The following is a 26,811-nucleotide window of genomic DNA, read 5'->3' on the forward strand; positions in this document are numbered from 1 at the left end:
TCAGTAAACTATCAGGGAGGCATTAGCCTCCCTTTTTTGTGCTTGTTAATTTAATTTTAAGTTTAGTGAAAAAAGTTCGAATAAATGGTTGAAAAAGGATCTCAGCTTAGTTAGTGTGGAGACAAGAAAGCAAACAACTGAAGAGCTTATAAGTATGCGTAAATTAGTAATGAACATTCATCACCATCATCACCCTATCTAGTCTTTCGGGGAGATTTACGTATACCCGGGAGCAAGAATTCTCCCGGAGGTTAAGTCAAAGAATTTAGATTTAAACCCTCGGGATGACAAAGTCTTCCGAGGGTTTTTTAGTTTTAGCGATTTTAAATAATCAATAAATTCAAATATTTGCACAGGGATACAGCAATGCAGACACAACGCCTAAGAATCGCAATTCAAAAGAAAGGTCGCTTAAGTAAAGAGTGCCAAGACCTACTTAAAAAATGTGGTGTTAAATTTAACATCATGGGTGAGCGCCTAGTTGTTCATTCACTAAATATGCCAATCGACTTGTTATTAGTTCGTGATGATGACATCCCAGGTCTTATCATGGATGGTGTGGTTGACCTTGGTTTCATCGGTGAAAATGAACTAGAAGAAGTTCGACTAGACCGTGTTGCTCTAAAAGAGCCATCAGAGTTTCGCACACTACGCCGTTTAGACTTCGGTGGTTGCCGTCTTTCTATCGCAATCAACAAAGATGAAGTCTACAACGGGCCACAAGATCTTGCGGGCAAGCGTATTGCGACAACTTACCCACAACTACTGAAAGCCTACATGGATGAGCAGGGTGTTGAATTCAGCACTTGTATGCTAACAGGTTCGGTTGAAGTTGCTCCTCGCGCAGGTCTAGCAGACGCTATCGCTGATTTAGTTTCTACAGGTGCAACGCTTGAAGCGAATGGCCTAAAAGAAGCTGAAGCTATCTTCCAATCGAAAGCAACACTGATTCAACGTGTTGGTGATTTCGACGCAGACAAAACCGCACTGATTGAAAAACTACTGACTCGTATGCAGGGTGTTCAACAAGCGAAAGAGTCGAAGTACATCATGCTTCACGCGCCAACCTCTCAGCTAGAGCAAATCAAAGCACTACTGCCTGGTGCTGAAGATCCAACGGTTCTTCCGCTATCTACAGACAAAGACAAAGTTGCCGTTCACCTAGTAAGTACAGAGAACTTGTTCTGGGAAACAATGGAGCAGCTGAAAGAGTTGGGTGCAAGCTCGATTCTAGTATTACCAATCGAAAAAATGATGGGGTAGTGACGATGAGAACCGTTGTTTGGCAATCTTTAAGTGAATCACAGCAAGACTCGGTATTAGAGCGTCCAGCTATTACTGAAGGTGCAAACATCACCGCGACTGTTTCTGATGTGATTGCAAAAGTACGAAATGAAGGCGATGCCGCGCTTAGAGAGCTGACTGCAAAGTTTGATGGTGTGACTCCAGAATCCATTCGAGTCAGTTCGGGTGAGATCGAAGAGGCGTGTGCTCGTCTAACACCAGAGATGAAGCAAGCGTTAGAGCAAGCTTATAGCAACATTGCGAAGTTTCACGAAGCTCAAAAGCCGCAGCCAATTAAGGTTGAGACACAGCCTGGTGTTGTGTGTGAGCAAGTGACGCGCGCTATTAATACTGTTGGCCTTTATATTCCAGGTGGCAGTGCGCCACTTCCGTCAACGGTTCTTATGTTAGGTGTTCCCGCTCAAATCGCAGGTTGCCGCAAGGTTGTGCTTTGTTCACCTCCACCAATCGCAGATGAAATCTTGTATGTCGCTAAGCTTTGTAAGATCGACGAGGTTTACAACGTTGGTGGTGGTCAAGCGGTTGCTGCTATGGCTTACGGTACCGAGAGTGTAGCTAAAGTCGATAAGATCTTCGGCCCTGGCAACGCGTACGTAACGGAAGCGAAACGCCAAGTTAGCAACGACTTCCGCGGTGCGGCGATTGATATGCCTGCTGGCCCGTCTGAAGTGTTAGTGATTGCCGATGAAACTGCAGATGCAGATTTCATCGCGGCGGATTTACTGAGCCAAGCGGAGCACGGTCCTGATTCTCAGGTTGTGCTAGTAACACCATCTCCAGTGGTTGCTGACCAAGTAACAGAAGCGGTTCAGAAGCAATTGAAAGAACTGTCTCGTGCGAACATCGCTCAGCAAGCATTGGCTTCAAGCTTAATTATCATTGCTGAATCGATCACTCAAGCGATTGCGATTTCGAACTTCTACGGTCCTGAGCACTTGATTGTTCAAACCAAGAATCCACGTGAATTGCTGCCATTGCTAGATAATGCAGGCTCAATCTTCCTTGGTGACTGGTCTCCAGAATCTGCAGGTGACTACGCATCAGGCACAAACCACGTTCTTCCGACTTACGGTTACACGAAAACGTATTCAAGCCTGGGTTTAGCTGATTTCTCTAAGAGAATGACGGTGCAAGAGCTAACGGCTGACGGTTTGAAAGGCCTAGCGCCAACGGTAGTAACAATGGCGGAAGCCGAAGGCTTGGATGCACACAAACGCGCTGTGACCATCCGAGTTGAAAAGTTAAATAAAGCGAAATAAGGGTAGGGCATGGAAAAGTTAGCAAGAAAACAAGTTCAGGCTCTTACACCTTACTTGTCTGCAAGACGCATTGGCGGTACTGGTGATGTATGGCTCAATGCCAACGAATCTCCGTTTGATAACGAGTACAACCTAAACCTGTCTCGTCTTAATCGCTACAGCGAATGTCAGCCTAAAGAGTTGATTGACGCTTATGCACAATACGCCGGTGTGAAATCAGAGCAAACACTAACGACTCGTGGTGCTGATGAAGGCATCGAGTTATTGATTCGTGCTTTCTGTGAGCCGAACGAAGACGCTATTCTTTACTGCCCACCTACTTACGGTATGTACGCAATCAGTGCAGAGACGATTGGTGTTGAGCGTAAAGTTGTGCCTCTAACTTCTGAATGGCAACTGGATCTTCCTGCGATTGAAGCTCAACTCGACAACGTAAAGGTGGTGTTTGTTTGTAGCCCAAACAACCCAACCGGTAATTTGGTTAATCGTAAAGACATCATCAAGTTGCTTGAAATGACTCAAGACAAAGCGATCGTGGTGATGGACGAAGCGTATATCGATTTTTGTCCAGAAGCGTCAACCGTTGATTTGCTTGAGCAATATCCAAACCTCGCGATCCTACGCACCTTGTCGAAGGCTTTTGCTTTAGCGGGTTTACGTTGTGGTTTTACGCTGGCGAATAAAGCGCTTATCGATGTGCTGTTGAAAGTGATTGCTCCTTACCCAGTGCCAATCCCTGTTGCTGACATTGCCGTTCAAGCACTTTCAGAGCAAGGACTTGCACGAGCTAAGTTCCAGGTCCTGGATTTAAGTGCGAACCGAGCGTATTTGCAAGCGGGTCTATTAGGTATGCCTCAAGTGACGGTATTTGATGGTTGGGGTAACTACCTACTGGTTAAATTCCCGAACGGCGATAAGTTGTTTAAAGCGGCTTGGGATACGGGCATCATCTTGCGTAATTCACCAATTGAAGACTGTGTTCGCATTAGTATTGGTAACCGCGAAGAGTGCGAAAAGACACTTGGATTTATTCGTAACTTTTATCAGTAACGAAAGGCTTACCAGTAATAACATTTACCAGTTTGATTTGATTAATCGCAGGCTGGTAAGTGAAACCAATATTTTGGGTTAGCGTTTGATTTTAGCTAGGCCACCAGATTTAAAATTAAAAGGAAGTTCAAGTGAGTAAACAACAGAAAATACTTTTTATAGACCGCGACGGCACCTTAATTGTTGAGCCGCCAGTTGACTTTCAAGTAGACCGTTTAGACAAGCTAAAATTCGAACCGCTAGTGATTCCTAGCCTGCTTGCACTGCAAGATGCTGGTTACCGTCTAGTGATGGTGACTAACCAAGACGGCCTAGGTACCGATAGCTACCCACAAGAAGATTTCGATGCGCCACACAATATGATGATGGAGTTCTTCGAATCTCAAGGCGTTAAGTTTGACGACGTGCTTATTTGCCCTCACTTTGACGAAGACAACTGCTCTTGCCGCAAGCCTAAATTAGGTATGGTTAAAGAGTATTTACAAGGCGGTAAAGTCGACTTCCAACACTCTGTTGTGATTGGCGACCGAATGACGGATCTTCAACTTGCAGAGAATATGGCAATCCGCGGTATTCAATATGGCCCTGATGCAGAAACGGAAGGTACGCTTAACTGGCCACAAATCGTTAAAGATCTGACGGTTAATGCTCGCGTTGCTGAAGTGGTTCGTACAACTAAAGAAACCGACATTAAGGTAGCTGTAAACCTTGATGAAACCGGTGGTAATAAGATCGATACCGGCATGGGTTTCTTCGACCACATGCTTGATCAAATCGCGACACACGGTGGTTTCCAAATGAACCTGACGGTGAAAGGCGATCTACACATTGATGATCACCACACAGTGGAAGATACGGCACTTGCGTTAGGCCAAGCTCTGAAAGATGCACTAGGTGACAAACGTGGTATTGGCCGTTTTGGTTTTAGCCTGCCAATGGATGAATGTTTGGCTCAGTGTGCGCTAGACCTTTCTGGTCGTCCATACCTGAAGTTCGATGCTAAATTCAGTCGTGAGCAAGTGGGTGATCTTTCAACAGAGATGGTGGTTCACTTCTTCCGTTCTCTAACCGACACTCTGGCTTGTACGCTACACCTTTCTTCTGCTGGCAATAATGATCACCACATCATTGAGAGCCTGTTCAAAGCGTTTGGCCGTACTCTTCGCCAAGCAATCAAAGTTGAAGGTAATGAGTTACCAAGCAGCAAAGGCGTCCTGTAAGGCTAACGTTAGCAAGGAAAAAACAATGAAAGATCAAAAAGTCGTCATCATTGATACTGGGTGTGCCAACGTTTCTTCGGTTAAATTTGCCATTGAACGTTTGGGTTACGCAGTTGAAATTTCAAAAGAACCTGAAGTTGTTCTTGCTGCCGATAAGCTATTCCTACCCGGTGTAGGTACAGCAAGTGAGGCAATGAAGAACCTGCAAGAGCGCGACCTTGTTTCTCTTGTGAAGAAAGTAGAGAAGCCTCTGCTTGGTATTTGTTTAGGTATGCAACTGTTAGGCAAATTATCTCAAGAGAAAGGCCAAAAGGCTGACGAGTTAGTTGAATGTCTAGGTTTGTGTGATGGTGAAGTGCGTTTACTCGAAACGGGCGATTTGCCATTACCACACATGGGTTGGAACACAGTAACTTCGACACCTAACCATCCTTTGTTTAAAGATATTGAAGAAGGCGAGTATTTCTACTTCGTTCACAGCTTCGCAATGCCAGTGGGCGACTACACAATCGCACAATGTGATTACGGTAATCCGTTTACAGCGGCGGTTCAAAGTGGCAATTATTATGGTGTTCAGTTCCACCCAGAGCGATCTTCGAAAGCTGGCTCTAAGCTGATTCAGAACTTCTTGGAATTGTAATAAGGATTAGGCAGCGGCTAACGTTGCCATATAAGGAATGTAAATGATTATTCCCGCGTTAGATTTAATTGAAGGTCAAGTAGTTCGCTTATTCCAAGGAGACTACGGGCAAGTAACAGAATACAAAGTAGACCCAGCAGAGCAGTTTAACCTGTATCACCAAGCTGGCGCAGGTTGGCTGCATCTTGTTGACTTAACGGGTGCAAAAGACACAACGGCTCGTCAGTTAGACTTGATTGCTAAGCTACTTGCTAGCACGCCTGCGAACATCCAGATTGGTGGTGGCGTGCGTAACGAACAAGATGTCGTAGACCTACTGGAAGCTGGTGCACAGCGCGTTGTGGTTGGTTCTACAGCAGTTAAGCAACCAGAGCTGGTTAAAGGTTGGATGGAAAAGTACGGCGCTGAAAAAATCGTGCTTGCTCTGGACATCAACATCGATGAAAGCGGCACACGTAAAGTGGCAATTTCAGGTTGGCAAGAAGATTCAGGCGTGACTATTGAAGCGCTGATTGAAGACTACCTAACAGTGGGTCTTAAACACGTTCTATGTACTGACATTTCACGTGATGGCACGCTAGAAGGATCAAACGTCGAGCTTTACGTTGACCTTTGTAAACAGTACCCACAGGTTCAATTCCAATCATCGGGCGGCATTGGCAGCCTAGCGGATATCGAAGCTCTAAAAGGCAGCGGTGTTGCGGGTGTGATTGTTGGTCGTGCGTTACTTGATGGCAAGTTTACCGCAGAGGAGGCATTTGCATGTTGGCAAAGCGAATAATCCCTTGTTTGGATGTCCGTGACGGACAAGTGGTGAAGGGCGTTCAGTTCCGTAACCACGAAATCATTGGCGACATCGTTCCGTTAGCACAGCGCTATGCGGAAGAGGGCGCTGATGAATTAGTATTTTATGACATCACGGCATCAAGCGATGGTCGTGTCGTCGATAAAAGCTGGGTGAAGCGCGTAGCAGAAGTGATTGACATTCCTTTCTGTGTTGCTGGTGGTATTAAATCAGCAGAAGATGCAGCGCGCATTCTTGAATTTGGTGCCGATAAAGTATCGATCAACTCGCCTGCACTTGCTAACCCTCAATTGATCACTGACCTTGCTGATAAGTTCGGCGTGCAGTGTATTGTTGTCGGTATCGATTCATACTTCGATAAAGAAACCGGTAAATATCAGGTTTACCAATTCACTGGCGATGAGGCGCGTACTAAAGCGACCAAATGGGAAACCAAAGATTGGGTGCAGGAAGTACAGAAACGTGGCGCAGGTGAGATTGTGTTAAACATGATGAACCAAGATGGCGTTCGTAACGGCTATGACATCGAACAGTTAAACATGGTACGTGAAGTATGCAATGTACCTCTGATTGCTTCTGGTGGCGCAGGTGCAATGGAGCACTTTGCTGAAGCCTATAAGAAGACCAACGTGGACGGAGCGCTAGCAGCTTCGGTATTCCACAAGCAAGTCATCAATATTGGTGAACTTAAACAGTATTTAAAACAACAAGATGTAGAGGTGCGACTATGAGTTTTGAAACCGCAAGCTTATCAAAAACAGAAGTAGGCGCATTATCAGAGCGTATTAACTGGGAAAAAGTAGATGGCTTAGTACCAGCTATTGTTCAAGATTACCAATCGAGCCAAGTGTTAATGATGGGATACATGAACCCAGCAGCACTTGAGAAAACAGGTGAAACTGGCAATGTGACGTTTTTCTCTCGCACCAAAGAGCGCCTTTGGACGAAAGGTGAAACGTCAGGCAACGTATTACAACTGCAAAACATCGCCTTGGACTGTGACAGCGACACTTTACTGGTTAAAGTTAATCCCATTGGTCCAACGTGCCACACAGGTACAACAACGTGTTGGGATGGAGACAAGCAAGAAGAGTCTCAGATGGTGTGGCTTCATCAGCTTGAGCAGCTACTGGCTGCCCGCAAGGACGCAGACCCTGAGTCTTCTTATACTGCCAGTCTATATGCCCGTGGCACCAAGCGTATTTCGCAAAAAGTGGGCGAAGAAGGCGTTGAAGTCGCGCTTGCGGCGACGTCGGGCGATAAGGCGGAACTAGTGTGTGAATCAGCAGATTTGATTTACCACCTAATGGTTCTTCTTCAAGACCAAGGCCTATCGATGAACGACGTGGTAAATAAACTTAAAGAGCGTCATAAGTAAGCCTCTTTAGATTTATCGAACCGCGTAAAAAATAGATAAAAGCCCCGTAAACAACCATGTTTACGGGGCTTTTTAATCATCTAAGATATTAATCTACTTAAAAAGCACTGAACATCGTCATTCCGAGGAGCTTAGGTGACATCAGGAATCTATCTCAGCGCTTAGCTACCTTAAATCTCAGTATTACCCGCAGCACTTTTTATATTTCTTCCCACTACCACAAATGCAAGGGTCATTACGGCCAATCTTGAAGCTCTCTACGGTTTGGTTTAGGCGAGGGTCAATCTCTGGTTCTGTTAGCTTTTCATGTTCGTTTTCTTGCTCTGGGAACTCGCCATCGATATAAAACCATAGGCCGTTTTCACGAACGAAACGCGAGCGCTCTTGCATACAGTACTGCGCGCCGTCTTCATTGAAGTAAGCTTTAAATTCAACAAAGCCTTCGTCTTGGTGCGAGCCTGCCGCCGTATCGATGACTTCAAGACCTGCCCAATCACTGTCGATAGATTCGGTAATGCCTTCTCTTTGCGACTCAGCATCACAGCTAGGGTGATAGGTAGCAATTACATAATCAACCAATCCTAAAACGTGCGCGGAATAACGAGAGCGCATCAGCTGCTTTGGAGTTTCAACTGAGCTGTGATCGAGGTGCGCTGATTCACAGCACTGTTGGTAAGTATTATTACTACCGCATGGGCATAAAGACATAGTCAGATCCTGTAAAAATGGCCTCTATTAAGAGGCCATAAATGAATGCGTGGGAGTTTACCAAGAAACGATCGCTCACCAAAGTTAAGTTTCTATTGAAGTTGTTGTGTGAATTACGCTATTTCAGGGCTGGAGATAATAGTTCTTGAGCCCAAGTCGTCGCTTCGTCATAAGCTTGACCAAGTTGAGCTTCACTCAGTTTGAGAAGCTGGCGAATACGAGTCGCTTCATCCCAACGAGCTTGTTCATAAGCAACCACCATCGCCAACACAGCACCTAACACGCCTTTACGTTGAATTAAGGCTTGTTTGATCTCTACGTCGATCGGCACTGAATCGAGTACTTGTTTCAATGGTTGGTCAAAGAGTGAGTCCAATAGAGAGAACATACCGGTCAAAAAGGCTTGTCCAGGCTCAACCTTAACATTCATCTTCTCGACTAAGAGTTCACATTGACGTGCGCGTATTACCGCTAAACCATAGAGAGAGTCCGGCTTATCTTCTTTCGCGGAGGCGATAGCCACAAGAGAAACGAACTTACGCAGCTTTTGTTCGCCAAGGTAAATAAGCGCTTGGCGGAATGAGCGAATCGTCGTTGCTGAACCACCTGCAGAGTTTACGTAGGTAAGTAGCTTATACGACATGGTCACATCAAGCGTAATTAAACGCTCTACTTCACCAAAGTCGATAGGGTCGTGTGCAATCTCTTTTAACAGCTGAACGGTCGTCAGGAATGCAGGGTTGAGCGCACGCGTTTGGATCATTTCTGGCTTGCTAAAGAAGTAACCTTGAAAGTAAGTGAAGCCTGCTTTCTTCGCTTCTTGGTATTCTTCGTACGTTTCTACCTTCTCAGCTAGGAACTTGATATCTAGCCCTTTGAGTGAGTTCATAAACATCGCTGCTTTGGCAATTGGCGTCAAACGGATATCGAACTTGATAATCGAAACGTAAGGTAAGAAGCGCTTCCAAGCTTTACTTGGTACAAAGTCATCTAACGCGATGGTATAACCTGCATCAAAGATAGTTTTGATTGCTTCAAGTAACTCGTCTGTCGGTCCGCAGTCTTCAAGAACCTCTACAACGAGGCTTTCTTTGGGAAACAGAGTAGGGACCAAGTTGATTAGGCTTGCGTAAGGGAAGTTCACGAACCCAAGCTTATCACCCAACGTATTATAGTGGGTCGATAAGAAGTGATCGGAAAGCAAACGGCTAGTAGCGAGCTCCGGCTCTACTTCAGGGAAAGTGTTCTTAGGACCATCCCTGAATAGCAACTCGTAACCTATGGTCTTCTTGTCTGTATCGAGTATTGGTTGACGCGCTACGTATGAATATTTCAACTTGGTACTGTGTTCGGTTTATTTCTGGTAGAGAGATAATAGCTAATTCAGTAGAAATTACCATACACTTTCTAAGAAAGTCTGACCGACAATAATAATCAAACTGAAAGTTTAAGAGTGACGTTAAAAGCTATTGCTAAACGCTCGATTCTGTAGTTCAAAACTTTGCGGCGTGAACACCAGCACGGAACCTTGCGTATACCAATCGCCAAGTACGATACGGGTTTTAGTGCAATTATTAGCACTGAAGGTGTGGATGTCAGGGCGGTGAGTATGACCGTGGATCATCAGATCAACGTTGTTTCGTTCCATTACATCTTCGACTTCTTGTTGTGTCACATCCATGATGTCGAGAGACTTAGTTTGCTTGTCATCTTTGATATCGGATTGAACCTTCGAAACAATTTTTTTCTTGATGAAAAATGGAATTCTGTTGAAGACCCATTGAAGCCATGGTTGATGTACTTTTTCACGAAAAGCGAGGTACTTTACATCTTCAGTACATAGGGTATCACCATGCAACACCACCGCTCTTTGGCCGTAGATATCGATAGTCGATACTTCGTCTAGCAGTTTCACGCCCGTTTGCTTGGCAAATTTTTTGCCAACAAGGAAATCACGGTTACCTTGAGTGAAGTAGCAAGGTACGCCTGTCTTTACCAAATCAATAAATGCTTGGCGGATAGAAGTTGCGAACTCACTCTTATCGTCGTCACCAATCCAGAATTCGAAAAGGTCACCTAACACGTAAAGTGCATCCGCTTCTACGGCTTCTTTCTTCATGAAGGTTAGGAAGCAGTCGGTGATATCTTGTCGTGACGGAGCAAGGTGCAGATCTGATATAAAATATGTTTTCATAGGTCTAAAAAAAGGGAGCGATTCGCTCCCTATATCCTGATTTTATCGGCTCATCAATACTAACCGAAAGCGATGAATTAAGCTTCGATTGTAGTACCAGTGATGATCACTTCTTCTAGAGGTACGTCTTGGTGCATACCCATAGAACCAGTGCTAACACCTTTAATCTTGTTTACGATGTCCATGCCTTCAACAACTTCTGCGAATACACAGTAGCCCCAACCGTCTAGGCTTTCGCTACGGAAGTTTAGGAAAGAGTTGTCGTTAACGTTGATGAAGAACTGAGAGCTCGCTGAATGCGGTTCCATAGTACGAGCCATTGCTAGCGTACCAACTTTGTTCGCAAGACCGTTGTTTGCTTCGTTCTTGATCGTTGCACGAGTCGCTTTTTCTTTAAGGCCAGAAGTCATGCCGCCGCCTTGAATCATGAAACCATCGATAACACGGTGGAATAGTGTGTTGTCGTAGAAACCGTCACGGCAATACTGTAGGAAGTTTGCGCTTGTTTCTGGTGCTTTTTCTTCGTTAAGTTGAACTTTGATGTCACCAAAATTTGTGTGAAGGATGATCATGATTGTTACCTTACTGTCTTTTTAATATGAAGTTCGAATTCTAGCGCATGTTGGCGGACTTTCAAATCACCAAATCATTAACTTAACTCGGATGTTTGAGGTAATTCCTGCTTTGGGGGATTACCTATTAAGGTATGACTTGTTATACTGCGAGCTTATTTTTGATTAATCCATAAAATAGATAGAGATCATGCTGAAGATATATAACACGCTCACAAGACAGAAAGAGGAATTCAAACCAATTACAGCTGGCAAAGTCGGCATGTATGTCTGTGGGGTAACCATATACGATCTCTGTCACATTGGTCATGGTCGTACGTTCGTTTCTTTCGACGTAGTAACTCGTTACCTTCGTTACCTTGGTTACGATTTGAACTTCGTTCGTAACATCACAGATATTGATGACAAAATCATCAAGCGCGCTAACGAAAACGGCGAGTCTTGTGACTCTCTGACTGAACGTCTAATCGGCGAAATGCACGCTGATTTCGATGCATTGAACATGAAGCGTCCAGACGTTGAGCCTCGTGCAACGGAATTCATCACTGAAATCATCGAACTTGTTGAAAAGCTGATTGAACGCGGCTACGCATATGTTGCAAGTAACGGCGACGTAATGTTCGAAGTTAAGAAGTTCGAAGAATACGGTAAGCTTTCTAAGCAAGACCTTGATCAGCTTCAAGCTGGCGCTCGTGTTGATATAGACTCTGCAAAACGTAGTCCGCTAGATTTCGTGGTTTGGAAGATGTCTAAGCCAGGTGAACCAACATGGGAATCACCATGGGGTCCAGGTCGTCCAGGTTGGCACATTGAATGTTCAGCAATGAACTCGTCTATTCTAGGTAATCACTTCGATATCCACGGTGGCGGCTCAGATCTACAATTCCCACACCACGAGAATGAAATCGCGCAATCTTGCTGTGCACATGGTACTGACTATGTAAACACATGGATGCACAGTGGCATGGTGATGGTAGACAGAGAAAAAATGTCTAAGTCACTAGGTAACTTCTTCACTATCCGTGATGTGCTAGCACACTACGATGCTGAAACAGTGCGTTACTTCCTAATGTCTGGTCACTACCGTAGCCAACTGAACTACAGTGAAGACAACCTAAACCAAGCTCGCGCATCGCTAGAGCGTCTATACACGTCACTTCGTGGCCTAGACCTTACCGCAGCTCCTGCTGGTGGCGAAGAGTACGTAACTCGCTTCTCTACTGCGATGAACGATGATTTCAACACGCCTGAAGCTTACTCAGTGCTGTTTGAAATGGCGCGTGAAATCAACCGTATCAAGCCTGAAAGCATCGAAAAAGCAAGCGGACTTGGTGCATTGATGCGTGAACTAGCGGACATCATCGGTATTCTTCACCAAGAGCCAGAAGCCTTCCTACAAGGTGATGCGGCTGGTAACGATGACGAAGTGGCTGAAATCGAAGCGTTGATCAAACTGCGTAACGACTCTCGAGCTTCAAAGGATTGGGCAAATGCCGACCTTGCACGTGATAAGTTAAACGAGTTAGGCATCGTTCTAGAAGACGGCCCAGAAGGTACGACTTGGCGTCGCAAGTAAATCTTATAAAAAAGGGCTGATTTTCAGCCCTTTTTTCTAGCAAAAATTCTCTAATTTCACCTTTTCATATTCAATTTTATTTAACAGGAATATTTCTGTGGCTCAGATGTATTTTTACTACTCGGCAATGAATGCGGGTAAATCAACAACGCTTCTTCAATCGTCATTCAACTACCAAGAACGTGGTATGACGCCAGTGATCTTCACGGCTGCATTGGATGATCGCTATGGTATCGGTAAAGTAAGCTCAAGAATTGGTCTGCAATCTGAAGCTCAACTTTTTAAAAATGACACTAACATGTTTGATGCGATCAAAAAGCTGAACGACGAAGAGAAGCGTCACTGTGTGTTGATCGATGAGTGTCAATTCTTGTCGAAAGAGCAGGTGTATCAGCTTACAGAAGTAGTGGATAAACTTCATATTCCTGTGCTGTGTTATGGCTTACGCACTGACTTCTTGGGCGAGCTGTTTGAAGGTAGCCGTTACTTACTGTCTTGGGCGGACAAGCTGGTGGAGCTGAAAACCATCTGTCATTGTGGCCGTAAAGCGAACATGGTTATTCGTACCGATGAGCACGGTGTCGCGATCGCTGAAGGTGATCAAGTGGCAATTGGTGGCAATGACAAATACGTTTCTGTTTGCCGTCTGCACTACAAAGAAGCATTAGGTAAATAAGCAAAACTATTTGCTGTTGTTACTAACAGGAAAGAATGAAAAACGGTGACCAAGTGTCACCGTTTTTGTTTACTGAACTTATGTTTTTACTTTATGCCAAGCCTAGCTTTTACTTTATTGGAGACTTATTCGAATCCGAGCTTCTTCAATGCTTGATAGGCGTGGTCAACGTCATCGGGGATGGGCATCTCAACCTGAAAGCCTTTCTCTGGGTAGGATTTGATTCGTTCGTAATCAGCAATCAATGCACCTAACACCATGTCTAACGGCAACTCTTCATTAAAGTAATCATCCCAATTTTGCCAACGTGATGTCACGGTTATCTCGGACGTTTCGTCAGGCCACTGTTTACTAAAGGTCGCGTAAGTTCGTTTTTCCATAAAGGGCTTCTGAACTAAGGTTAGCCTCTTCGGTGATAACCCTTGCTCTTTCAGTAACTCATGAGTGAAGCGGACATTTTCCCCAGTGTTTGTCGCGTGTTTCTCTATGATAATGTCAGAGTCAGGCACACCACAATCTCGTGCGATAGAAGCGAATGTTTCAGCTTCTGAGCGCTCAAAGCTTCCTTCGGTAAAGCGTCCCACACCACCAGAAAAAACAATGTAAGGCGCGATCTGTTGGTGATAAAGCTCAGCTGCATATTCAGCGACGCGAGTATCATTGCTGCACAATACAAAGATGCAGTCTGAAGGCGTAACCTTGTGACCCATCGACATAAAGTTCCAAAGGGTGTCTACCGAGCGGTGCAGTTTTGTGTTGGGATATTTGTTAGCCATAGATTGTTCAGTCATGAAGTGCATCCAATGTGGATTCGAATTTAAATGAATAACCTAAATCGAGAATCTTCTTCGAAGAGATTAATTTGTCTGGGGTATCAACAACAGCGGGTAGAGGCTCACTGCTGTTGGCGCTTTTCAGTGCTGCGGCATAAAACTCCGCCTTACTGACCGTATTTGGCGTCGTCACGTTAACCACTTCGTTGTGCAGCTGACTGATAGCGAAATCGACAGCGCCAATCGCGTCATCAAGGTGCAGCATGTTGGCTGGAGCTTGAGTGCTCACTTGCTTTAGCTTACTAGCAAACCTTGATGGGTGACGACTTGGACCTATTAATCCACTAAAGCGAAGAATGGTGTAGTCGATACCTGAATCAATCACTGACTGTTCAGCTTGCAGCATGATTCGCGCGTTATCGGAAAATGAAGATGCGTTCTCGTTACCTGAGGTTGAAAGGGGGAGCGATGCATCCAGCTCATTCAACACACCCGGCTTGGTTGGGTATACCGTAGTTGAACTGACCATAATGAGCTTTTTAATGTTGGCCTTTTGACATGCATTGGTGAGTTGCTGCCAGTAGTCGGCATACTCTTGTCCTGCTCCTTTTCTAAAGCCAGGAGGGAAGCTGCCAATTACAATTTCAGTGTTGTTTTCGAGTAACAGTGAATAGAGTCGCCCGATAGTCTGTTCTGGCTTTGATGAGTCAAAACTAAACACTTCACATGGGATTCGTTCGTTACCAATGGCCTCCGCTCCCGCTTGGGTCGTTTTCGTGACCACCACTCGGTTACCATGTTTTTCTAGATGTTTGGATAAAGGTGCACCGACCCATCCTGCACCGACAATAAATATAGAAGCCATCTGTACCTCACAACGACAAGCTATGGATTTACAATAAGCCTAACAAACCTTGGCCCAAAAATGAAAAAACTCCACGGCCGAAGCGAGTGGAGTTTTTACTAGAACAATGGAGCTTTATTTAAGTACGCGAAGTAGCTTATCTGCGCGCTCTGCCATCTCGATACCTTCATCTGTTAAATAACCGCCGTCTGGCTGAGTACAAAGGTTTTTTTCGAATAGGCGCTTAACAGCGTCTTGAGTTTCTTGAGCAGCCTCTTGATGAACTTTAATTCCAGTAGCAGCGCTACTTACATCAAATTGAAGAAGGAGGTTTAAATCAGCAATATGTTCAGCGTTGTACTTCATAATTAACCTATATATTCATAACGTTCTCTACCTTCACCTTAGTGCGCATTCACGGCTCAGGCAATAGCAAATAAGGAGAATTGATAAGTGATACCAAATTGATTGATTAATCATCGAGTGATGGGTTTATTTTGGTTATATTGGGTGATTTGCACCCACTTAAATCATCAATGATGTTTATTGCTAAGTGGTTGTAATATATTGTGACTAGAAATAATTTGCATTGAGCGAATATTGTATAAAAAGGATATGCATAAGTGAGAGCGAACAAAGTAGCATTAACGATCAGTATGCTATTTGCTATCTCAGGTTGTCAAAGCACACCCTCAGAGCAGACAGACGCGAACCAAACCACAAACAACAATAATGAATCTACAATAGAGGTCCGTTCATTTCAGTCTGTCCAAAGCGTTTACTCCGAATGGGAAGTTAAGCTTGAAGACCATGCTCAATTGTCTCTCTATGCACCAGAGAATTACAATGAACTATTAGACGCATGGGATGATGCTGAAAGCATTTATGCGGACTTACTGAAAGACGAAACTCGGATAACCAAGAGCTACTCCATTTTTTCGAGCCTGACTTACGCTGAAGCCTTTGATGAAAAAATAGCGTTGATCAAATCAAATTATGACTCGATCTTAGTGTTAAAGAAGAAGGCTGACCGAGTACTCGCTGATTCGATTGTCCAAATGGATTACCTGAAGTTTCTTGGCGCAGATACCATGTTTACTTCGAGCTACAAACGTTTGTATTCAGAATACAGCGAGTTGTTCGAATATGTGCTGGTCGATGAGCTTGAAGACGCTCAAGAAGCGCAGGTGGAGTTTCTTAACAATGCTCGCTTACTAGAAGTTAAAGTGGCGCATAAGAAATACATCGAACCTTTGAAGAACGAATTAGAGTTCTTGGAAGATGAAGATTTTTATGATGTTGCTCCGCTGACCTTTGCTAAGGCAGCATCTCAAATTGCGTTGGCCGAAAGCCAAGTGAAAGCCAGCCCTCGTGAAAAGTCGATCATTGAAGATGCGGTTCACGCTGCTGAGTTTGAATTGAACCACGTGCGCAGTGTCGCTCATGAAGTCAAAGTGCTGGCGAGTGTAAAAGGCGACAAGTTCGAACAGTCGGTTTTGAATGCAGAGAACCAACTACTGAGTATTTCACAAATCGTCAATGATGAAGATTACCGTGATGTTGGGTTACGTCAGCAATCTCAAAAGATTGTAGCGAGTATTAAAGCGTTAAAAAGCTCCGACATGACAGGGCTATTAAAGTCAGAGATTGAAACTTTGACTGAGCAATTGGCTAACCTGGAATCTGAAAACCAGAAGCAAGCACAGCAATTGTCTGAAGCAACCAAGCATAGTGAGTTGCTCGGTGAGCAGATTACGAAGAGCGATGCTCACATAAAAAGCTTAGAAGAACTAGTCGATAGTTTGAAAAGCTTAGGTGGTAAAGTTGCCAACGAAAGTGATTCTGATGCGATCTCGCCGAGTATTGAAACAAATCTAGAGAACCCGGCTCTAGAACTATCATCAGAAGAAGTGATTGAACCTTCGGTTTAGCATAACCAATGTCTTTATTTGTGACTGACTTAAAAGCGCCTCAGGGCGCTTTTTTACGTTCTGTTGATCTATGTCAAAATCTGAAAAGAAAAGCTCTCAAAACACGGCTATAGTGTACGTCATTCTTATGGTTTTAACGTAACTTGTTGATATTTATAGATGTGTTGTTTTTATCGTTGGTAGTTTTTCATTCATCAGAGTTTTCTTTTTACTACTAAAGTCGTAAGAAATTTCAATATCATTGAAGGTTTGGCGTTTTCTTAGTTGTTGAAGGAAATTCGAGCTTAAAATAGCTCTTGAATTCAGAAATGAAAGAGAGGATTATCGCGCTCCCGACGACATGTTTCAAAATGTAAATCATCATGAATCTAAACCAATTTGACTCATTATTACCGCCACAAATGGCTGAGCGCGCTGCAGATATTGGCGTAGGTAAAGCAACTAAAGATCCAATCAAATCTTTTCTCCTAGCGATTTCAGCTGGCATCCATATCGGTATTGCGTTTGTGTTCTACACCATCGTAACGACCGGTGCTGGTGATTTGCCTTGGGGTATTACTCGCCTATTAGGTGGCCTTGCATTTAGCCTGGGCTTAATTCTCGTTGTTGTTACCGGTGGTGAGTTATTTACCAGTTCGGTGCTTACTCTGGTTGCTCGTGCAAGTGGTAAAATTACTTGGCGCACGCTCGTCAAGAACTGGGCTACGGTTTATGTAGGTAACTTGATTGGCGCATTGTTGCTGGTGGCATGTATGCTTCTGACTAAACAGTACATGTTTGACCATGGCCAGGTTGGTTTAAATGCAATGGCGATTTCCCAACACAAGATGCACCATGATTTTATCCAAGCTATCGCGCTTGGTATCATGTGTAATGTATTGGTTTGTATCGCGGTATGGATGACGTTTAGTGGACGTACACTTACCGACAAAATCGCGGTAATGATTTTACCTGTTGCGATGTTCGTATCAGCTGGTTTCGAGCACTGTATTGCGAATATGTTCCAAGTCCCTTTAGCTATCGGCATTAAAACATTTGCTCCTGCTGAATTCTGGACAATGACGGGCGCTAACCCTGCGGATTACGTTGACCTGAACATGATGGACTTTCTGATGAACAACTTGCTGCCCGTTACTATAGGTAACATCATTGGTGGCGGTATCTTTGTCGGCATGTGGTATTGGTTGATCTACCTGCGTGACTAATAAAGGTGGCTCTATCAACAAAAGTGGCGTACTTAACTCAGTTGACGAGATGCGCTAAAGCTCAGTGGAAACACTGAACTGACTTATGACATTTACAAGACGGTCTGCATTGCAGGCCGTTTTTTATTTGTGGAAAACCTACTTCTTCACCCCTCTAATGATCATCTGAACACTCAACAGCGCTGCTCACCATATGTGTATATCTCTTTGAAAACACGGAAGGATCAACGGTAATGATCTTTTCTCGAGTGAAAGTGGACAAAAAAGGATCTATCTTGATTTGGTTATCCACAATTTCTGTGGATAACCTGTCTCAAATTCAGTGAGTAACCAGATCTAAGGGGAGTAGAGAGGCTATTTTGCCGGTTTTATTTGAGCGAGGACTCGACCTTCTTTGGTCAGGGAAGTCTTCAATGAGAGGTGAAGGGCAAGCGCTAAAGAGCAACTCATCATCACGAAAATCGCCAGCATGATCATCAGTTGATACTTAATCGCGATCATCGGTGACGCCCCCCCAAGAATTTGTCCTGTCATCATTCCTGGCAGCGTTACTAAGCCTGTGGTTGCCATAGAGGCCATGATAGGGGACATCGCTTTCTGTATTGCATTGCGTACAAACGGTGCTGCAGCGTAGGAGGGAGACGCGCCTAACGCGATTGCTGCTTCATATTCTGATTTCTGTGTTTCAAAAGCACCAAACAGGTTCTGCAATGCCACTATATTACTGCTTAAGCTATTACCCAATAACATTCCTGCGATCGGGATAAGGTACTGCGCGTTAAAAAGCGGTGTCGGTTTAATGATGAAAAAGCAGATAAACAAGACGATGGGTACACAGGTTACGGCAAGGCTTACGGCAACAGGCGCTAATAATAGCTGTCTCGGTAGCTTAGACTTCTCAACAATCGAGCTCGCACCGACAATTATCATGGCAAATAACCACAACAAATTGACCCACAAACTATTCAAAGTAAATAAATATTCTAGGTAAAGACCCACAAGAAACAGCTGAATAACCATGCGAATGATGCTAATAGAGGCTTCTTTTCCAAGGCCGAGTTTCAGCTTGTGGTTGATGGCAATGGGCAGAAAGAGAAGTGAACCGAAGAGCAACAACTGCCACCAAGATATATCAATAACGTCTTGCATAGAGCTTCCTTTTAAGTAGGTCCCCATCATATCTGAAAGTGCCAAATGATGCATTTCAGCTTCAAACCCGTCGATTCAAAAAGTGCTCAATTATTTAACAACCAAAGTACAAAATATTGGTTGTTTAAGGCATTTTTAGCTACTACTTAGTAGGTAAAACGTTAAAATTGGTTACAATAAGGTTGTGTGAGTGTTGGAATTTAACATTTGTGAAATATACTTAATTCTTCACATTTGTTAATACTTTTTAATAACTTTGTTTAACTAAAAACAACTTTGGATGAGCTCAAAAAAGTATTGATTAGCAAGGGTTATAACAGGAGATTTGATTGAACCCTACTTTGAGTATGGTCTAAAATTTGTTGTTAGATACTTAAGAACTTTAGCCCCATAGAATGGGTTACTCGAAATTACTAAATACAAAATAGGCAAAATGTATGAGTGATGTTAATAAAATTGAAACTGGCGAAAAACGCTCGTTGGAGTGGAAGTCTTTCCTCTTCATCGCGGTGGTTCTCTTTCCAATATTAAGTGTGGCTTTTGTAGGCGGCTACGGCTTCCTAGTTTGGGCACTGCAAGTGTTTGTATTCGGACCTCCAGGTGCTCACGGCGGCATGTAATGCCCTCTAGTAACAACATTTTTTAAAATCAATATTTAAGAGAGCTAAACATGAAATCATTTTTAGTTAAATTATGGCGCACAATGACTCGCCCTGCGGTACACATCAGTCTTGGTGTACTAACTATGGGTGGCTTTATCGCCGGTGTTATTTTCTGGGGCGGTTTTAACACAGCTCTAGAGCACACAAATACAGAAGAATTCTGTGTAAGCTGTCACACCATGCGTGACAACGTATACGTAGAACTACAAGAAACGGTTCACTGGAAAAACACTTCTGGTGTACGCGCGACTTGTCCTGACTGTCACGTTCCACATGAATGGACAGCAAAAATCGCTCGTAAGATGCAAGCATCTAAAGAAGTATTCGCTCAAGTATTTGGTGACCTAGATACACCTGAGAAATTCGAAGCTCGTCGTATCGAATTGGCTAAACATGAATGGGATCGTTTCTCTTCGAACAAATCTCTAGAGTGTAAAAACTGCCACAACTACGATTCAATGGATTTCGAAAACATGCGCCCAACAGCGCGTATCCAGATGAAAAACGCGGCAGAGCGTGATCAAAGCTGTGTTGACTGTCACAAAGGTATTGCTCACAACCTTCCATTAGATATGGCATCAGCAAGCGGTATTGTTGGCGAGCTAGAAAATGTAGCAAGCAGCACATCTTACGCAAATGGTTCAGACGTAATCTCTATTCGTCACCTACCAATGTATACGGATGAGACAGCAACAGTTGAAGCGGGTCTATTAAGCCCTGCAAGTAAAGTTGCAGTGATCGACGAAAAAGGCGACATGATTAAGATTCAAATCGACGGTTGGCGTAAAGCGAAAGGCTTCGGACGTGTAATCCAAGAAGACTTCGGTATGAACATCTCGACTGCAATCTTGACGAAAGAAGTATCTCAAAGTGACGTAATCACTGTTGGTGAGAAGAAAGAAGATGAGCTAACTGGTCTTCCTTGGGAAGAAGTTAACCTAGCACTTTGGATGAAGAAAGAGTCTATGGTTGATAACTTCGATCCAATCTGGAACGCAGCGGGTCAAGCGTACCAATCTAACTGTTCAACGTGTCACTCACAGCCAGATGAAGCTCACTTCAGCGCTAACGGTTGGGTAGGCATGCTAGATGGTATGATTGCGTTCGTTAACTTCGATACAGATACAGAAGCACTTGTTCTTAAGTATCTACAGAAGCACTCATCAGATTTTTCTGAAGGCCATCACTAATAAGACGTCAATTGGAGTAACACAATGGCAATTACAAGAAGAAGTTTTCTGAAAGGTGTCGCTACTACAAGTGCGGCATCGGTTATCGGTCCAAGCTTATTGGCGTCGGCATCAGCGTCTGCTGCAGAAACAGACGGCGCGTGGAAAGTCTCTGGTTCTCACTGGGGTGCATTCCGAGCTCGTGTTTATGCGGGTAAAGTACAAGAAATTAAACCTCTAGAAATCGATCAACACCCAACTGAGATGTTGAAAGGTATTAAAGGTATTATCTACAGCCCATCACGTGTGCGTTACCCAATGGTTCGCCTAGATTGGTTGAAGAAGCATAAATACAGCGCAGATACGCGTGGTAACAACCGCTTTATTCGTGTGACTTGGGATGAGGCACTAGACCTTGTTTACCGTGAACTAGAGCGCGTACAGAAAGATTACGGTCCATGGGCGCTTCACACCGGTCAAACTGGTTGGAGACAAACTGGTCAGTTCCACAGCTGTACTAACCACATGCAACGTGCAATGGCACTTCACGGTTACTCTGTGAAGAAAATCGGTGACTACTCAACAGGTGCTGGTCAAACGATCATGCCTTACGTGCTAGGTTCGACTGAAGTTTACGCGCAAGGTACATCTTGGGAACTTATCCTAGAAAACAGTGACAACATTGTTCTTTGGGGTAACGATCCAGTTAAAAACCTGCAAGTAGGTTGGACATGTGAGACGCACGAGTCGTTCGCATACCTAGAACAGCTGAAAGAAAAAGTTGCTAAGAAAGAGATCAACGTTGTTTCTGTTGACCCTGTTAAAAACAAAACAGGCCGTTACCTAGAAAACGAGCAAATGTACATCAACCCACAAACTGATGTGGCGTTCATGCTTGGTGTTGCTCACGTTCTTTACAACGAAGATCTATACGACAAGAAGTTCATCGAAACTTACTGTCTAGGTTTTGAAGACTTCATCAAGTACGTTCAAGGTGAAACGAAAGATAAAGTTGAGAAGACACCAGAATGGGCTGCAGAAATCTGTGGTGCAAGCGCGGACTCTATCCGTGAATTCGCTAAGATGCTGGTTAACGGTCGTACACAGATTCTTGTGGGTTGGAGTATCCAACGTCAAGAGCACGGTGAACAGCCTTACTGGATGTGTGCAGTTATCGCAGCAATGGTTGGCCAAATTGGTCTACCTGGTGGCGGTATCTCTTACGGTCACCACTACTCAGGTATCGGTGTATCTTCAACTGGCTTCGCTGCTCCGGGTTCTTTCCCGCTGAACATCGACCAGGGTCAATCGCCTAAGCACACTAACACTGATTACAACGGTTACAGCCGCGTAATCCCTGTTGCTCGTTGGGTAGATAGCCTGCTAGAGCCAGGTAAGAAGATCAAAGCGAACGGTTCAACGGTAACACTACCTGATATCAAAATGATGGTATTCAGTGGTAACAACCCGTGGCACCACCACCAAGATCGCAACAAGATGCGTAAAGCATTCAAGAGCCTACAAACTGTAGTGGCTGTTGATTTCGCTTGGACTGCAACTTGTCGTCACTCTGATATCGTGCTTCCAGCATGTACTCAGTGGGAGCGTAACGATATCGATGGTTACGGCGCGTACTCTGGCCGTGGTTTGATCGCGATGCACAAACTAGTTGATCCTCTGTTCCAGTCTAAGACTGACTTCGAGATCATGTCTAGCCTAACTAAGCGTTGGGGTCGTTACGACGATTACACGCGTGGTATGGACGAAATGCAGTGGGTTAAATCTCTGTACGACGAATGTCGTGCTTCAAACGAAGGTAGCTTCGAAATGCCTGAGTTTGCTGAGTTCTGGGAAAAAGGTTTCCTAGACTTCGGTAAAGGTAAGCCATGGACTCGTCACGCTTCATTCCGTGAAGACCCAGAGATCAATGCTCTAGGTACACCTTCTGGTTTCATCGAAATTACAAGCCGTACTGTAGGCAACATGGGTTACGAGCACTGTCAAGAGCACCCAATGTGGTTCGAGAAATCTGAACGTTCACACGGTGGTCCAGGTTCTGACAAACACCCGTACTGGCTACAATCTTGTCACCCAGACAAGCGTCTTCACTCTCAGATGTGTGAATCTGAAGAGTGGCGTGCGACTTACGCGGTACAAGGTCGTGAGCCAATCTACATCAACCCAGTAGATGCTAAGAAGAAAGGCATCAAAGATGGTGACGTAGTACGTGTGTTCAACGACCGTGGTCAACTACTAGCGGGTGCTGTTCTAATGGATAGCTATGCCCCTGGTGTTGTTCGTATCGAAGAAGGTGCTTGGTACGGTCCGATCAACGAGAAAGTGGGCGCGCTAGATACATACGGCGATCCAAACACACTGACTCAAGATATCGGTACGTCTGAACTTGCTCAAGCAACGTCAGCAAACACATGTTTGGTAGACTTCGAGAAGTTCCAAGGCAAACTGCCTCCAGTAACTTCATTCGGTGGTCCAATCGAAGTTTCTTAAGCATCTCGCTTAAAAGCTAAGATTAAAGCTTGAATTAAAGCCCCTGTAAGCACTCTTACGGGGGCTTTTTGTATTTTAGATGTCTGTGTTGCTGTTTCTAATAAGCCTTGTGACAAGGCGAATAGAGGGCATTTTTGAGATAGGTTGTAACGTGCTGTTTGAGATAGGTGACAGAAGCAATGACGCGGAAACAAAAAGGCCGATACAAAGTACCGACCTTACAGAAGCCTATGGAGTTAGCTCTGATCAAGTTAGATCTCAAACATAAACCAATAGCCATAAGCACAGATTAAAGCGGGCACACTTGAATACAAGGTTGCGACCAGTGCTGCTTTCGGTGCCATCGCAATCGCAGGAAATAGTGCATCACCATCATTTGAAATTGCGTTACCTACCTGAGCCGAAAGTGGTAGTGCGCCTGAAAGGTATAAGCTAGTGACCAATAATTGTGGTCCACAGCCCGGTAGCAAACCCATCAACACGCCAGCCAGGGGGAGCATGATGCCCCAGCTTGAGAATAGCGTCGCAAAATCGACATTTGCAATGACAGAGCCAAATTCAAAGAAAAGAAAGGCAACCACCACCCAAGCGGTAACAAAGTTTGTGTCTTGAGCGGTCTTTTGCAGTGGATGAGAGCCTACACACTTTTCGTCCTCACTCACAGCTGATTTGTAATCCTCAATTTCACGGGTCAGCCCCCACAGAAACATTGAGCTAATCAGTAAAATTGTTCCCACCCATTCCATTGACATTTCAGGCAAAGCGAGCAGCTCGTTGACATCGACTTGAAAAGAGCCAAGTAGGGCCACCGCTGCACCGGGAATAATTAGGACTGACCATAGGTAGCCTTGCAGATTGATCGCCTTTTTAGATACCGCTTCTTTGTCTTGAGATTGGGAAGCACAGCTGTTGGAGGCTTCATTTTGCTCAGTCTGTTTTGGACGTAAGAAGTCATCGGCATGGAATAGGTTAATGATTCGACCTGAAGCAGTACCCACAATCACGCCCATCGCCATCATGGCTAAACCAGTTTTAGGTTCGCTAGCAATCAGCAGGAAGGCTGCGTCACCCATCGTGGAAACAAGCACCGCAACAACCGCACCAAACCCGAGTTTGCCGGATATAAATTGCGTGGTTACCACAATCGCACCGCCACAACCGGGTAAAGCCCCCATGAGTGCCGCAAATACCACTTGGTTTGAACGAGACTGATGTACAAGCTTGTTAAAGACGTTGTCCTTATTGATGTAAAGGCTTAACCAGTGGTAAATCGCCAAGGTTAAAGCAACATAGCAAGACACTGCCCAGAACGCGTCTGACAGAGTGGTCACCGTCAATTCACGTGTAGCGGGAGCGGCCACAAGAGCGGCAAGTGAGATAGGTAATAGCAGTCGCTTAAATGACAGTGAAAACTGAGTTGTTTTCGAAGCACGACTGCTTGGCAAAAAAGAGATTAGACGATCCATAGGTGTTACTCAAAATTAGTGGCTTAAGATAAATATATACGAATGATAATAATTATCAATTGCATTTGTTGTTTTTTTATCTATTGTTACTATTGGCTAAAACTAGGAAACATGACCAATCTAAAAAAATGAGGTAAAGTATGGCTAATAAAGAGAGGCTCTAAAGGTAGAGTCATAATTGTTAGTGTAATAGGAAGAAACATGATTTTAGTTGTTGGTCACAAAAACCCTGATAGTGACAGTATTTGTAGTGCGTTAGTTGCAACAGAGCTTCTTAAAGCTCGTGGCGAGGAAGCGACACCAATTCGCCAAGGCGAGATCAACCGCGAAACTCAACACATTCTAGAAGTTGCTGGCGCTGAAAAACCAGAGCTTCGTACTTCTGTTGCTGGTGAGAAAATCTGGCTAGTAGACTACTCAGATCTAGCACAAGCACCAGACGATGTTGCTGAAGCAGAGATCGTAGGTATTGTCGATCACCACCGTCTAGGCGATGTGATGACAGTAAACCCAATGGAAGCTTGGATCTGGCCTGTTGGTTGTACAAACACTGTACTTTTCAACATGTTCAAGATTGAAGGTCACGCTATATCTCAACAAATCGCTAAGCTAATGATGTCTGCAATTCTTTCAGACACAGTTGGTTTCGCATCTCCAACATGTACTCAAAAAGACAAAGACGCGGTTGCTGAACTTGCTGAAATCGCAGGTGTAGAAGACGTTGATGCATTCATCAAAGCACTTCTAATCGCTAAGACAAACATCGAAGGCCTATCTGCTGCACAGCTAGTAGAAAAAGACCTTAAAGGCTACCCATTCAATGGTCGCGATGTTGTTGTTGGTCAAGTTGAACTTGCGACTCTTGAGCAAGTAGACGGCATGATTGAAGCTCTAGAAGCTGATCTTGAAGAGCGTTGTGAGAAAGACGGTCTAGCATTTGCTGCGGTAATGCTAACTGACATCACTACTGCGCAAACTCGTCTTCTTTACAAAGGTGAGTGGGCTGAGAAATTAGTTAAGCACGAGAAAGACGGCGTATTGATGATGGAAAATACACTAAGCCGTAAGAAGCAAGGCTGGCCTTGGCTACAAGGTGAGCTTGTTTAATCAAGTCACTTAAATAATAAACGCCTGCTACTTTAGCAGGCGTTTTTCTTTGAAGTAGATTTTCTTCTTCATCGATAATGTTTGAAGTTAAAAGTACTCGGCATAAAATAGCTTTAAGAACAAAGTTACTGACTAAAGTAGGAAATTAAGATGACTACACAGCTAGACGATAAAAAAATCGCTGAAATCAACAAGTATACGGGCGAGCAACGCCTGAAGTACTGTGTGAAAGAAATCGTAGCAAACCGTGAAGTATGGATCTTAACCGATGAACACGGTTGTGTAATGCTGAACACAGAAGATGAAGACTGTGTTCCAGTATGGCCAAACCAAGAGTTCGCAGAGTCATGGGCAACGGGTGATTGGTCTGAGTGTAAAGCTGAGTCTATCTCGCTAAACAAATGGCATAGTCGCTGGACGAATGGTCTAGAAGACGACGAGCTTGCTGTTGTGGTATTCCCGAACGAACAAGAAGAGGGCGTTATCTTGTTCCCTGATGAGTTCGATTTCGAGTTGAAGAAACAGGCAGCTAAGCGCTAGTTCTTTCGTTATACAGTAACATCGTAAGTCAGCGTTGCCTTTCTTAGGCAGCGCTATCATTCAATTAGCACATC

Annotated in this window: 26 protein-coding genes and 1 other annotated feature; of the genes, 17 read left to right on the forward strand and 9 right to left on the reverse strand. The window is 44.3% G+C overall.

Annotated elements, in window-relative coordinates; translation table 11 throughout:
- Positions 1 to 177 precede the first annotated feature (177 nt).
- Positions 178 to 313, forward strand: a sequence feature (His leader region).
- Positions 314 to 366: 53 nt separating this feature from the next.
- From hisG to hisIE, 8 genes are all read left to right on the forward strand, one after another.
- Positions 367 to 1,263: an ATP phosphoribosyltransferase gene (hisG, locus tag BCU34_RS03805; protein WP_009848806.1), complete on the forward strand. Its 897-nt coding sequence runs from the start codon at positions 367 to 369 to the stop codon at positions 1,261 to 1,263.
- Complete coding sequence (gene hisD / locus BCU34_RS03810; RefSeq protein ID WP_102433208.1) at positions 1,263 to 2,564, forward strand: histidinol dehydrogenase; 1,302 nt, start codon at positions 1,263 to 1,265, stop codon at positions 2,562 to 2,564. The genes hisG and hisD overlap by 1 nt, the downstream gene beginning before the upstream one ends.
- 9 nt (positions 2,565 to 2,573) lie before the next feature.
- Complete coding sequence (gene hisC, locus BCU34_RS03815; protein WP_102433207.1) at positions 2,574 to 3,614, forward strand: histidinol-phosphate transaminase; 1,041 nt, start codon at positions 2,574 to 2,576, stop codon at positions 3,612 to 3,614.
- Between the two features lie 131 nt (positions 3,615 to 3,745).
- The gene (gene hisB, locus BCU34_RS03820) at positions 3,746 to 4,834 is read left to right on the forward strand and encodes a bifunctional histidinol-phosphatase/imidazoleglycerol-phosphate dehydratase HisB (RefSeq protein WP_102433206.1); all 1,089 of its coding nucleotides are present in this window, start codon (positions 3,746 to 3,748) and stop codon (positions 4,832 to 4,834) included.
- Between the two features lie 25 nt (positions 4,835 to 4,859).
- Positions 4,860 to 5,474, forward strand: a complete 615-nt coding sequence (gene hisH / locus BCU34_RS03825; RefSeq protein ID WP_017630681.1) for an imidazole glycerol phosphate synthase subunit HisH — start codon at positions 4,860 to 4,862, stop codon at positions 5,472 to 5,474.
- Positions 5,475 to 5,517: 43 nt separating this feature from the next.
- Positions 5,518 to 6,255 carry a 1-(5-phosphoribosyl)-5-[(5-phosphoribosylamino)methylideneamino]imidazole-4-carboxamide isomerase gene (gene hisA, locus BCU34_RS03830; protein WP_012604374.1) on the forward strand — a complete coding sequence of 246 codons (738 nt, stop codon included), beginning with the start codon at positions 5,518 to 5,520 and terminating at the stop codon, positions 6,253 to 6,255.
- Positions 6,237 to 7,010, forward strand: a complete 774-nt coding sequence (gene hisF, locus BCU34_RS03835) for an imidazole glycerol phosphate synthase subunit HisF (RefSeq protein WP_017630683.1) — start codon at positions 6,237 to 6,239, stop codon at positions 7,008 to 7,010. The genes hisA and hisF overlap by 19 nt, the downstream gene beginning before the upstream one ends.
- Positions 7,007 to 7,657, forward strand: a complete 651-nt coding sequence (gene hisIE, locus BCU34_RS03840; RefSeq protein ID WP_009848800.1) for a bifunctional phosphoribosyl-AMP cyclohydrolase/phosphoribosyl-ATP diphosphatase HisIE — start codon at positions 7,007 to 7,009, stop codon at positions 7,655 to 7,657. Before hisF ends, hisIE begins: the two co-directional genes overlap by 4 nt.
- 183 nt (positions 7,658 to 7,840) lie before the next feature.
- Here hisIE and BCU34_RS03845 read toward each other — a convergent pair whose 3' ends face one another.
- The 4 genes from BCU34_RS03845 to BCU34_RS03860 all read right to left on the reverse strand — a co-directional run bounded on the left by BCU34_RS03845 (position 7,841) and on the right by BCU34_RS03860 (position 11,131).
- Positions 7,841 to 8,365 carry a YchJ family protein gene (locus BCU34_RS03845; protein WP_102433205.1) on the reverse strand — a complete coding sequence of 175 codons (525 nt, stop codon included), beginning with the start codon at positions 8,363 to 8,365 and terminating at the stop codon, positions 7,841 to 7,843.
- Between the two features lie 118 nt (positions 8,366 to 8,483).
- Positions 8,484 to 9,701 (reverse strand): EAL and HDOD domain-containing protein, encoded by a 1,218-nt coding sequence (locus BCU34_RS03850; protein WP_102480820.1) that lies wholly within the window; start codon positions 9,699 to 9,701, stop codon positions 8,484 to 8,486.
- Positions 9,702 to 9,824: 123 nt separating this feature from the next.
- Positions 9,825 to 10,559, reverse strand: a complete 735-nt coding sequence (gene lpxH / locus BCU34_RS03855) for a UDP-2,3-diacylglucosamine diphosphatase (protein ID WP_102480819.1) — start codon at positions 10,557 to 10,559, stop codon at positions 9,825 to 9,827.
- A 77-nt stretch (positions 10,560 to 10,636) separates the two neighbouring features.
- Positions 10,637 to 11,131: a peptidylprolyl isomerase gene (locus BCU34_RS03860; protein ID WP_017060275.1), complete on the reverse strand. Its 495-nt coding sequence runs from the start codon at positions 11,129 to 11,131 to the stop codon at positions 10,637 to 10,639.
- A gap of 190 nt (positions 11,132 to 11,321) precedes the next feature.
- On the opposite strand from BCU34_RS03860, the gene cysS reads away from it, so the two are divergent.
- Both cysS and BCU34_RS03870 read left to right on the forward strand, forming a co-directional pair.
- On the forward strand, positions 11,322 to 12,707 hold the full coding sequence (cysS, locus tag BCU34_RS03865) for a cysteine--tRNA ligase (protein ID WP_102480818.1): 1,386 nt from the start codon (positions 11,322 to 11,324) through the stop codon (positions 12,705 to 12,707).
- 97 nt (positions 12,708 to 12,804) lie between these two features.
- A complete protein-coding gene (locus BCU34_RS03870) occupies positions 12,805 to 13,383 on the forward strand; it encodes a thymidine kinase (protein ID WP_048658319.1) in 579 nt (192 codons plus the stop codon).
- A 125-nt stretch (positions 13,384 to 13,508) separates the two neighbouring features.
- Here BCU34_RS03870 and BCU34_RS03875 read toward each other — a convergent pair whose 3' ends face one another.
- From BCU34_RS03875 to BCU34_RS03885, 3 genes are all read right to left on the reverse strand, one after another.
- Positions 13,509 to 14,174, reverse strand: coding sequence for a YdcF family protein (locus BCU34_RS03875; protein WP_102433201.1), 666 nt, complete (start codon positions 14,172 to 14,174; stop codon positions 13,509 to 13,511).
- Entirely contained in the window at positions 14,167 to 15,021 is an 855-nt protein-coding gene (locus BCU34_RS03880; protein WP_102433200.1) for an NAD(P)H-binding protein, read from the reverse strand. The genes BCU34_RS03875 and BCU34_RS03880 overlap by 8 nt, the downstream gene beginning before the upstream one ends.
- A gap of 114 nt (positions 15,022 to 15,135) precedes the next feature.
- Positions 15,136 to 15,366, reverse strand: coding sequence for a TIGR02647 family protein (locus tag BCU34_RS03885; RefSeq protein ID WP_017630468.1), 231 nt, complete (start codon positions 15,364 to 15,366; stop codon positions 15,136 to 15,138).
- A 257-nt stretch (positions 15,367 to 15,623) separates the two neighbouring features.
- Between BCU34_RS03885 and BCU34_RS03890 the strand changes: the two genes are divergently transcribed.
- Both BCU34_RS03890 and focA read left to right on the forward strand, forming a co-directional pair.
- Positions 15,624 to 16,931, forward strand: coding sequence for an ATPase (locus BCU34_RS03890; protein ID WP_102433199.1), 1,308 nt, complete (start codon positions 15,624 to 15,626; stop codon positions 16,929 to 16,931).
- A gap of 362 nt (positions 16,932 to 17,293) precedes the next feature.
- Positions 17,294 to 18,136 carry a formate transporter FocA gene (gene focA, locus BCU34_RS03895; protein ID WP_048614492.1) on the forward strand — a complete coding sequence of 281 codons (843 nt, stop codon included), beginning with the start codon at positions 17,294 to 17,296 and terminating at the stop codon, positions 18,134 to 18,136.
- Positions 18,137 to 18,490: 354 nt separating this feature from the next.
- On the opposite strand, the gene BCU34_RS03900 is transcribed toward focA, so the two are convergent.
- Positions 18,491 to 19,285 (reverse strand): ABC transporter permease, encoded by a 795-nt coding sequence (locus BCU34_RS03900; RefSeq protein ID WP_102433198.1) that lies wholly within the window; start codon positions 19,283 to 19,285, stop codon positions 18,491 to 18,493.
- Positions 19,286 to 19,722: 437 nt separating this feature from the next.
- On the opposite strand from BCU34_RS03900, the gene torE reads away from it, so the two are divergent.
- The 3 genes from torE to torA are packed head-to-tail and all read left to right on the forward strand — an operon-like array spanning position 19,723 to position 23,624.
- Positions 19,723 to 19,905 carry a trimethylamine N-oxide reductase system protein TorE gene (gene torE, locus BCU34_RS03905; protein ID WP_008222628.1) on the forward strand — a complete coding sequence of 61 codons (183 nt, stop codon included), beginning with the start codon at positions 19,723 to 19,725 and terminating at the stop codon, positions 19,903 to 19,905.
- A 50-nt stretch (positions 19,906 to 19,955) separates the two neighbouring features.
- Positions 19,956 to 21,137 (forward strand): pentaheme c-type cytochrome TorC, encoded by a 1,182-nt coding sequence (torC, locus tag BCU34_RS03910; protein WP_004734592.1) that lies wholly within the window; start codon positions 19,956 to 19,958, stop codon positions 21,135 to 21,137.
- Between the two features lie 24 nt (positions 21,138 to 21,161).
- A complete protein-coding gene (gene torA / locus BCU34_RS03915; RefSeq protein ID WP_048609404.1) occupies positions 21,162 to 23,624 on the forward strand; it encodes a trimethylamine-N-oxide reductase TorA in 2,463 nt (820 codons plus the stop codon).
- Between the two features lie 251 nt (positions 23,625 to 23,875).
- Here the strand turns inward: torA and BCU34_RS03920 are convergent, their stop codons facing one another.
- A complete protein-coding gene (locus BCU34_RS03920) occupies positions 23,876 to 25,090 on the reverse strand; it encodes a putative manganese transporter (RefSeq protein WP_102433197.1) in 1,215 nt (404 codons plus the stop codon).
- A gap of 201 nt (positions 25,091 to 25,291) precedes the next feature.
- On the opposite strand from BCU34_RS03920, the gene BCU34_RS03925 reads away from it, so the two are divergent.
- Positions 25,292 to 26,197: a manganese-dependent inorganic pyrophosphatase gene (locus BCU34_RS03925; protein ID WP_048658327.1), complete on the forward strand. Its 906-nt coding sequence runs from the start codon at positions 25,292 to 25,294 to the stop codon at positions 26,195 to 26,197.
- A gap of 150 nt (positions 26,198 to 26,347) precedes the next feature.
- Positions 26,348 to 26,737 (forward strand): DUF2750 domain-containing protein, encoded by a 390-nt coding sequence (locus BCU34_RS03930; protein ID WP_004734596.1) that lies wholly within the window; start codon positions 26,348 to 26,350, stop codon positions 26,735 to 26,737.
- Positions 26,738 to 26,811: the final 74 nt, after the last annotated feature.

The sequence above is a fragment of the Vibrio sp. 10N.286.45.E10 genome, assembly GCF_002874195.2.
GTDB lineage: Bacteria > Pseudomonadota > Gammaproteobacteria > Enterobacterales > Vibrionaceae > Vibrio > Vibrio crassostreae.

Coding starts and splice junctions, on each gene's coding strand:
- hisG (WP_009848806.1), top strand. CDS start 367: ATGCAGACACAACGCCTAAGAATCGCAATTCAAAAGAAAGGTCGCTTA.
- hisC (WP_102433207.1), top strand. CDS start 2,574: ATGGAAAAGTTAGCAAGAAAACAAGTTCAGGCTCTTACACCTTACTTG.
- hisH (WP_017630681.1), top strand. CDS start 4,860: ATGAAAGATCAAAAAGTCGTCATCATTGATACTGGGTGTGCCAACGTT.
- hisA (WP_012604374.1), top strand. CDS start 5,518: ATGATTATTCCCGCGTTAGATTTAATTGAAGGTCAAGTAGTTCGCTTA.
- hisF (WP_017630683.1), top strand. CDS start 6,237: ATGTTGGCAAAGCGAATAATCCCTTGTTTGGATGTCCGTGACGGACAA.
- hisIE (WP_009848800.1), top strand. CDS start 7,007: ATGAGTTTTGAAACCGCAAGCTTATCAAAAACAGAAGTAGGCGCATTA.
- BCU34_RS03845 (WP_102433205.1), bottom strand. CDS start 8,365: ATGTCTTTATGCCCATGCGGTAGTAATAATACTTACCAACAGTGCTGT.
- lpxH (WP_102480819.1), bottom strand. CDS start 10,559: ATGAAAACATATTTTATATCAGATCTGCACCTTGCTCCGTCACGACAA.
- BCU34_RS03860 (WP_017060275.1), bottom strand. CDS start 11,131: ATGATCATCCTTCACACAAATTTTGGTGACATCAAAGTTCAACTTAAC.
- cysS (WP_102480818.1), top strand. CDS start 11,322: ATGCTGAAGATATATAACACGCTCACAAGACAGAAAGAGGAATTCAAA.
- BCU34_RS03875 (WP_102433201.1), bottom strand. CDS start 14,174: ATGACTGAACAATCTATGGCTAACAAATATCCCAACACAAAACTGCAC.
- BCU34_RS03880 (WP_102433200.1), bottom strand. CDS start 15,021: ATGGCTTCTATATTTATTGTCGGTGCAGGATGGGTCGGTGCACCTTTA.
- BCU34_RS03885 (WP_017630468.1), bottom strand. CDS start 15,366: ATGAAGTACAACGCTGAACATATTGCTGATTTAAACCTCCTTCTTCAA.
- focA (WP_048614492.1), top strand. CDS start 17,294: ATGAATCTAAACCAATTTGACTCATTATTACCGCCACAAATGGCTGAG.
- BCU34_RS03900 (WP_102433198.1), bottom strand. CDS start 19,285: ATGCAAGACGTTATTGATATATCTTGGTGGCAGTTGTTGCTCTTCGGT.
- torE (WP_008222628.1), top strand. CDS start 19,723: ATGAGTGATGTTAATAAAATTGAAACTGGCGAAAAACGCTCGTTGGAG.
- torC (WP_004734592.1), top strand. CDS start 19,956: ATGAAATCATTTTTAGTTAAATTATGGCGCACAATGACTCGCCCTGCG.
- torA (WP_048609404.1), top strand. CDS start 21,162: ATGGCAATTACAAGAAGAAGTTTTCTGAAAGGTGTCGCTACTACAAGT.
- BCU34_RS03920 (WP_102433197.1), bottom strand. CDS start 25,090: ATGGATCGTCTAATCTCTTTTTTGCCAAGCAGTCGTGCTTCGAAAACA.
- BCU34_RS03925 (WP_048658327.1), top strand. CDS start 25,292: ATGATTTTAGTTGTTGGTCACAAAAACCCTGATAGTGACAGTATTTGT.
- BCU34_RS03930 (WP_004734596.1), top strand. CDS start 26,348: ATGACTACACAGCTAGACGATAAAAAAATCGCTGAAATCAACAAGTAT.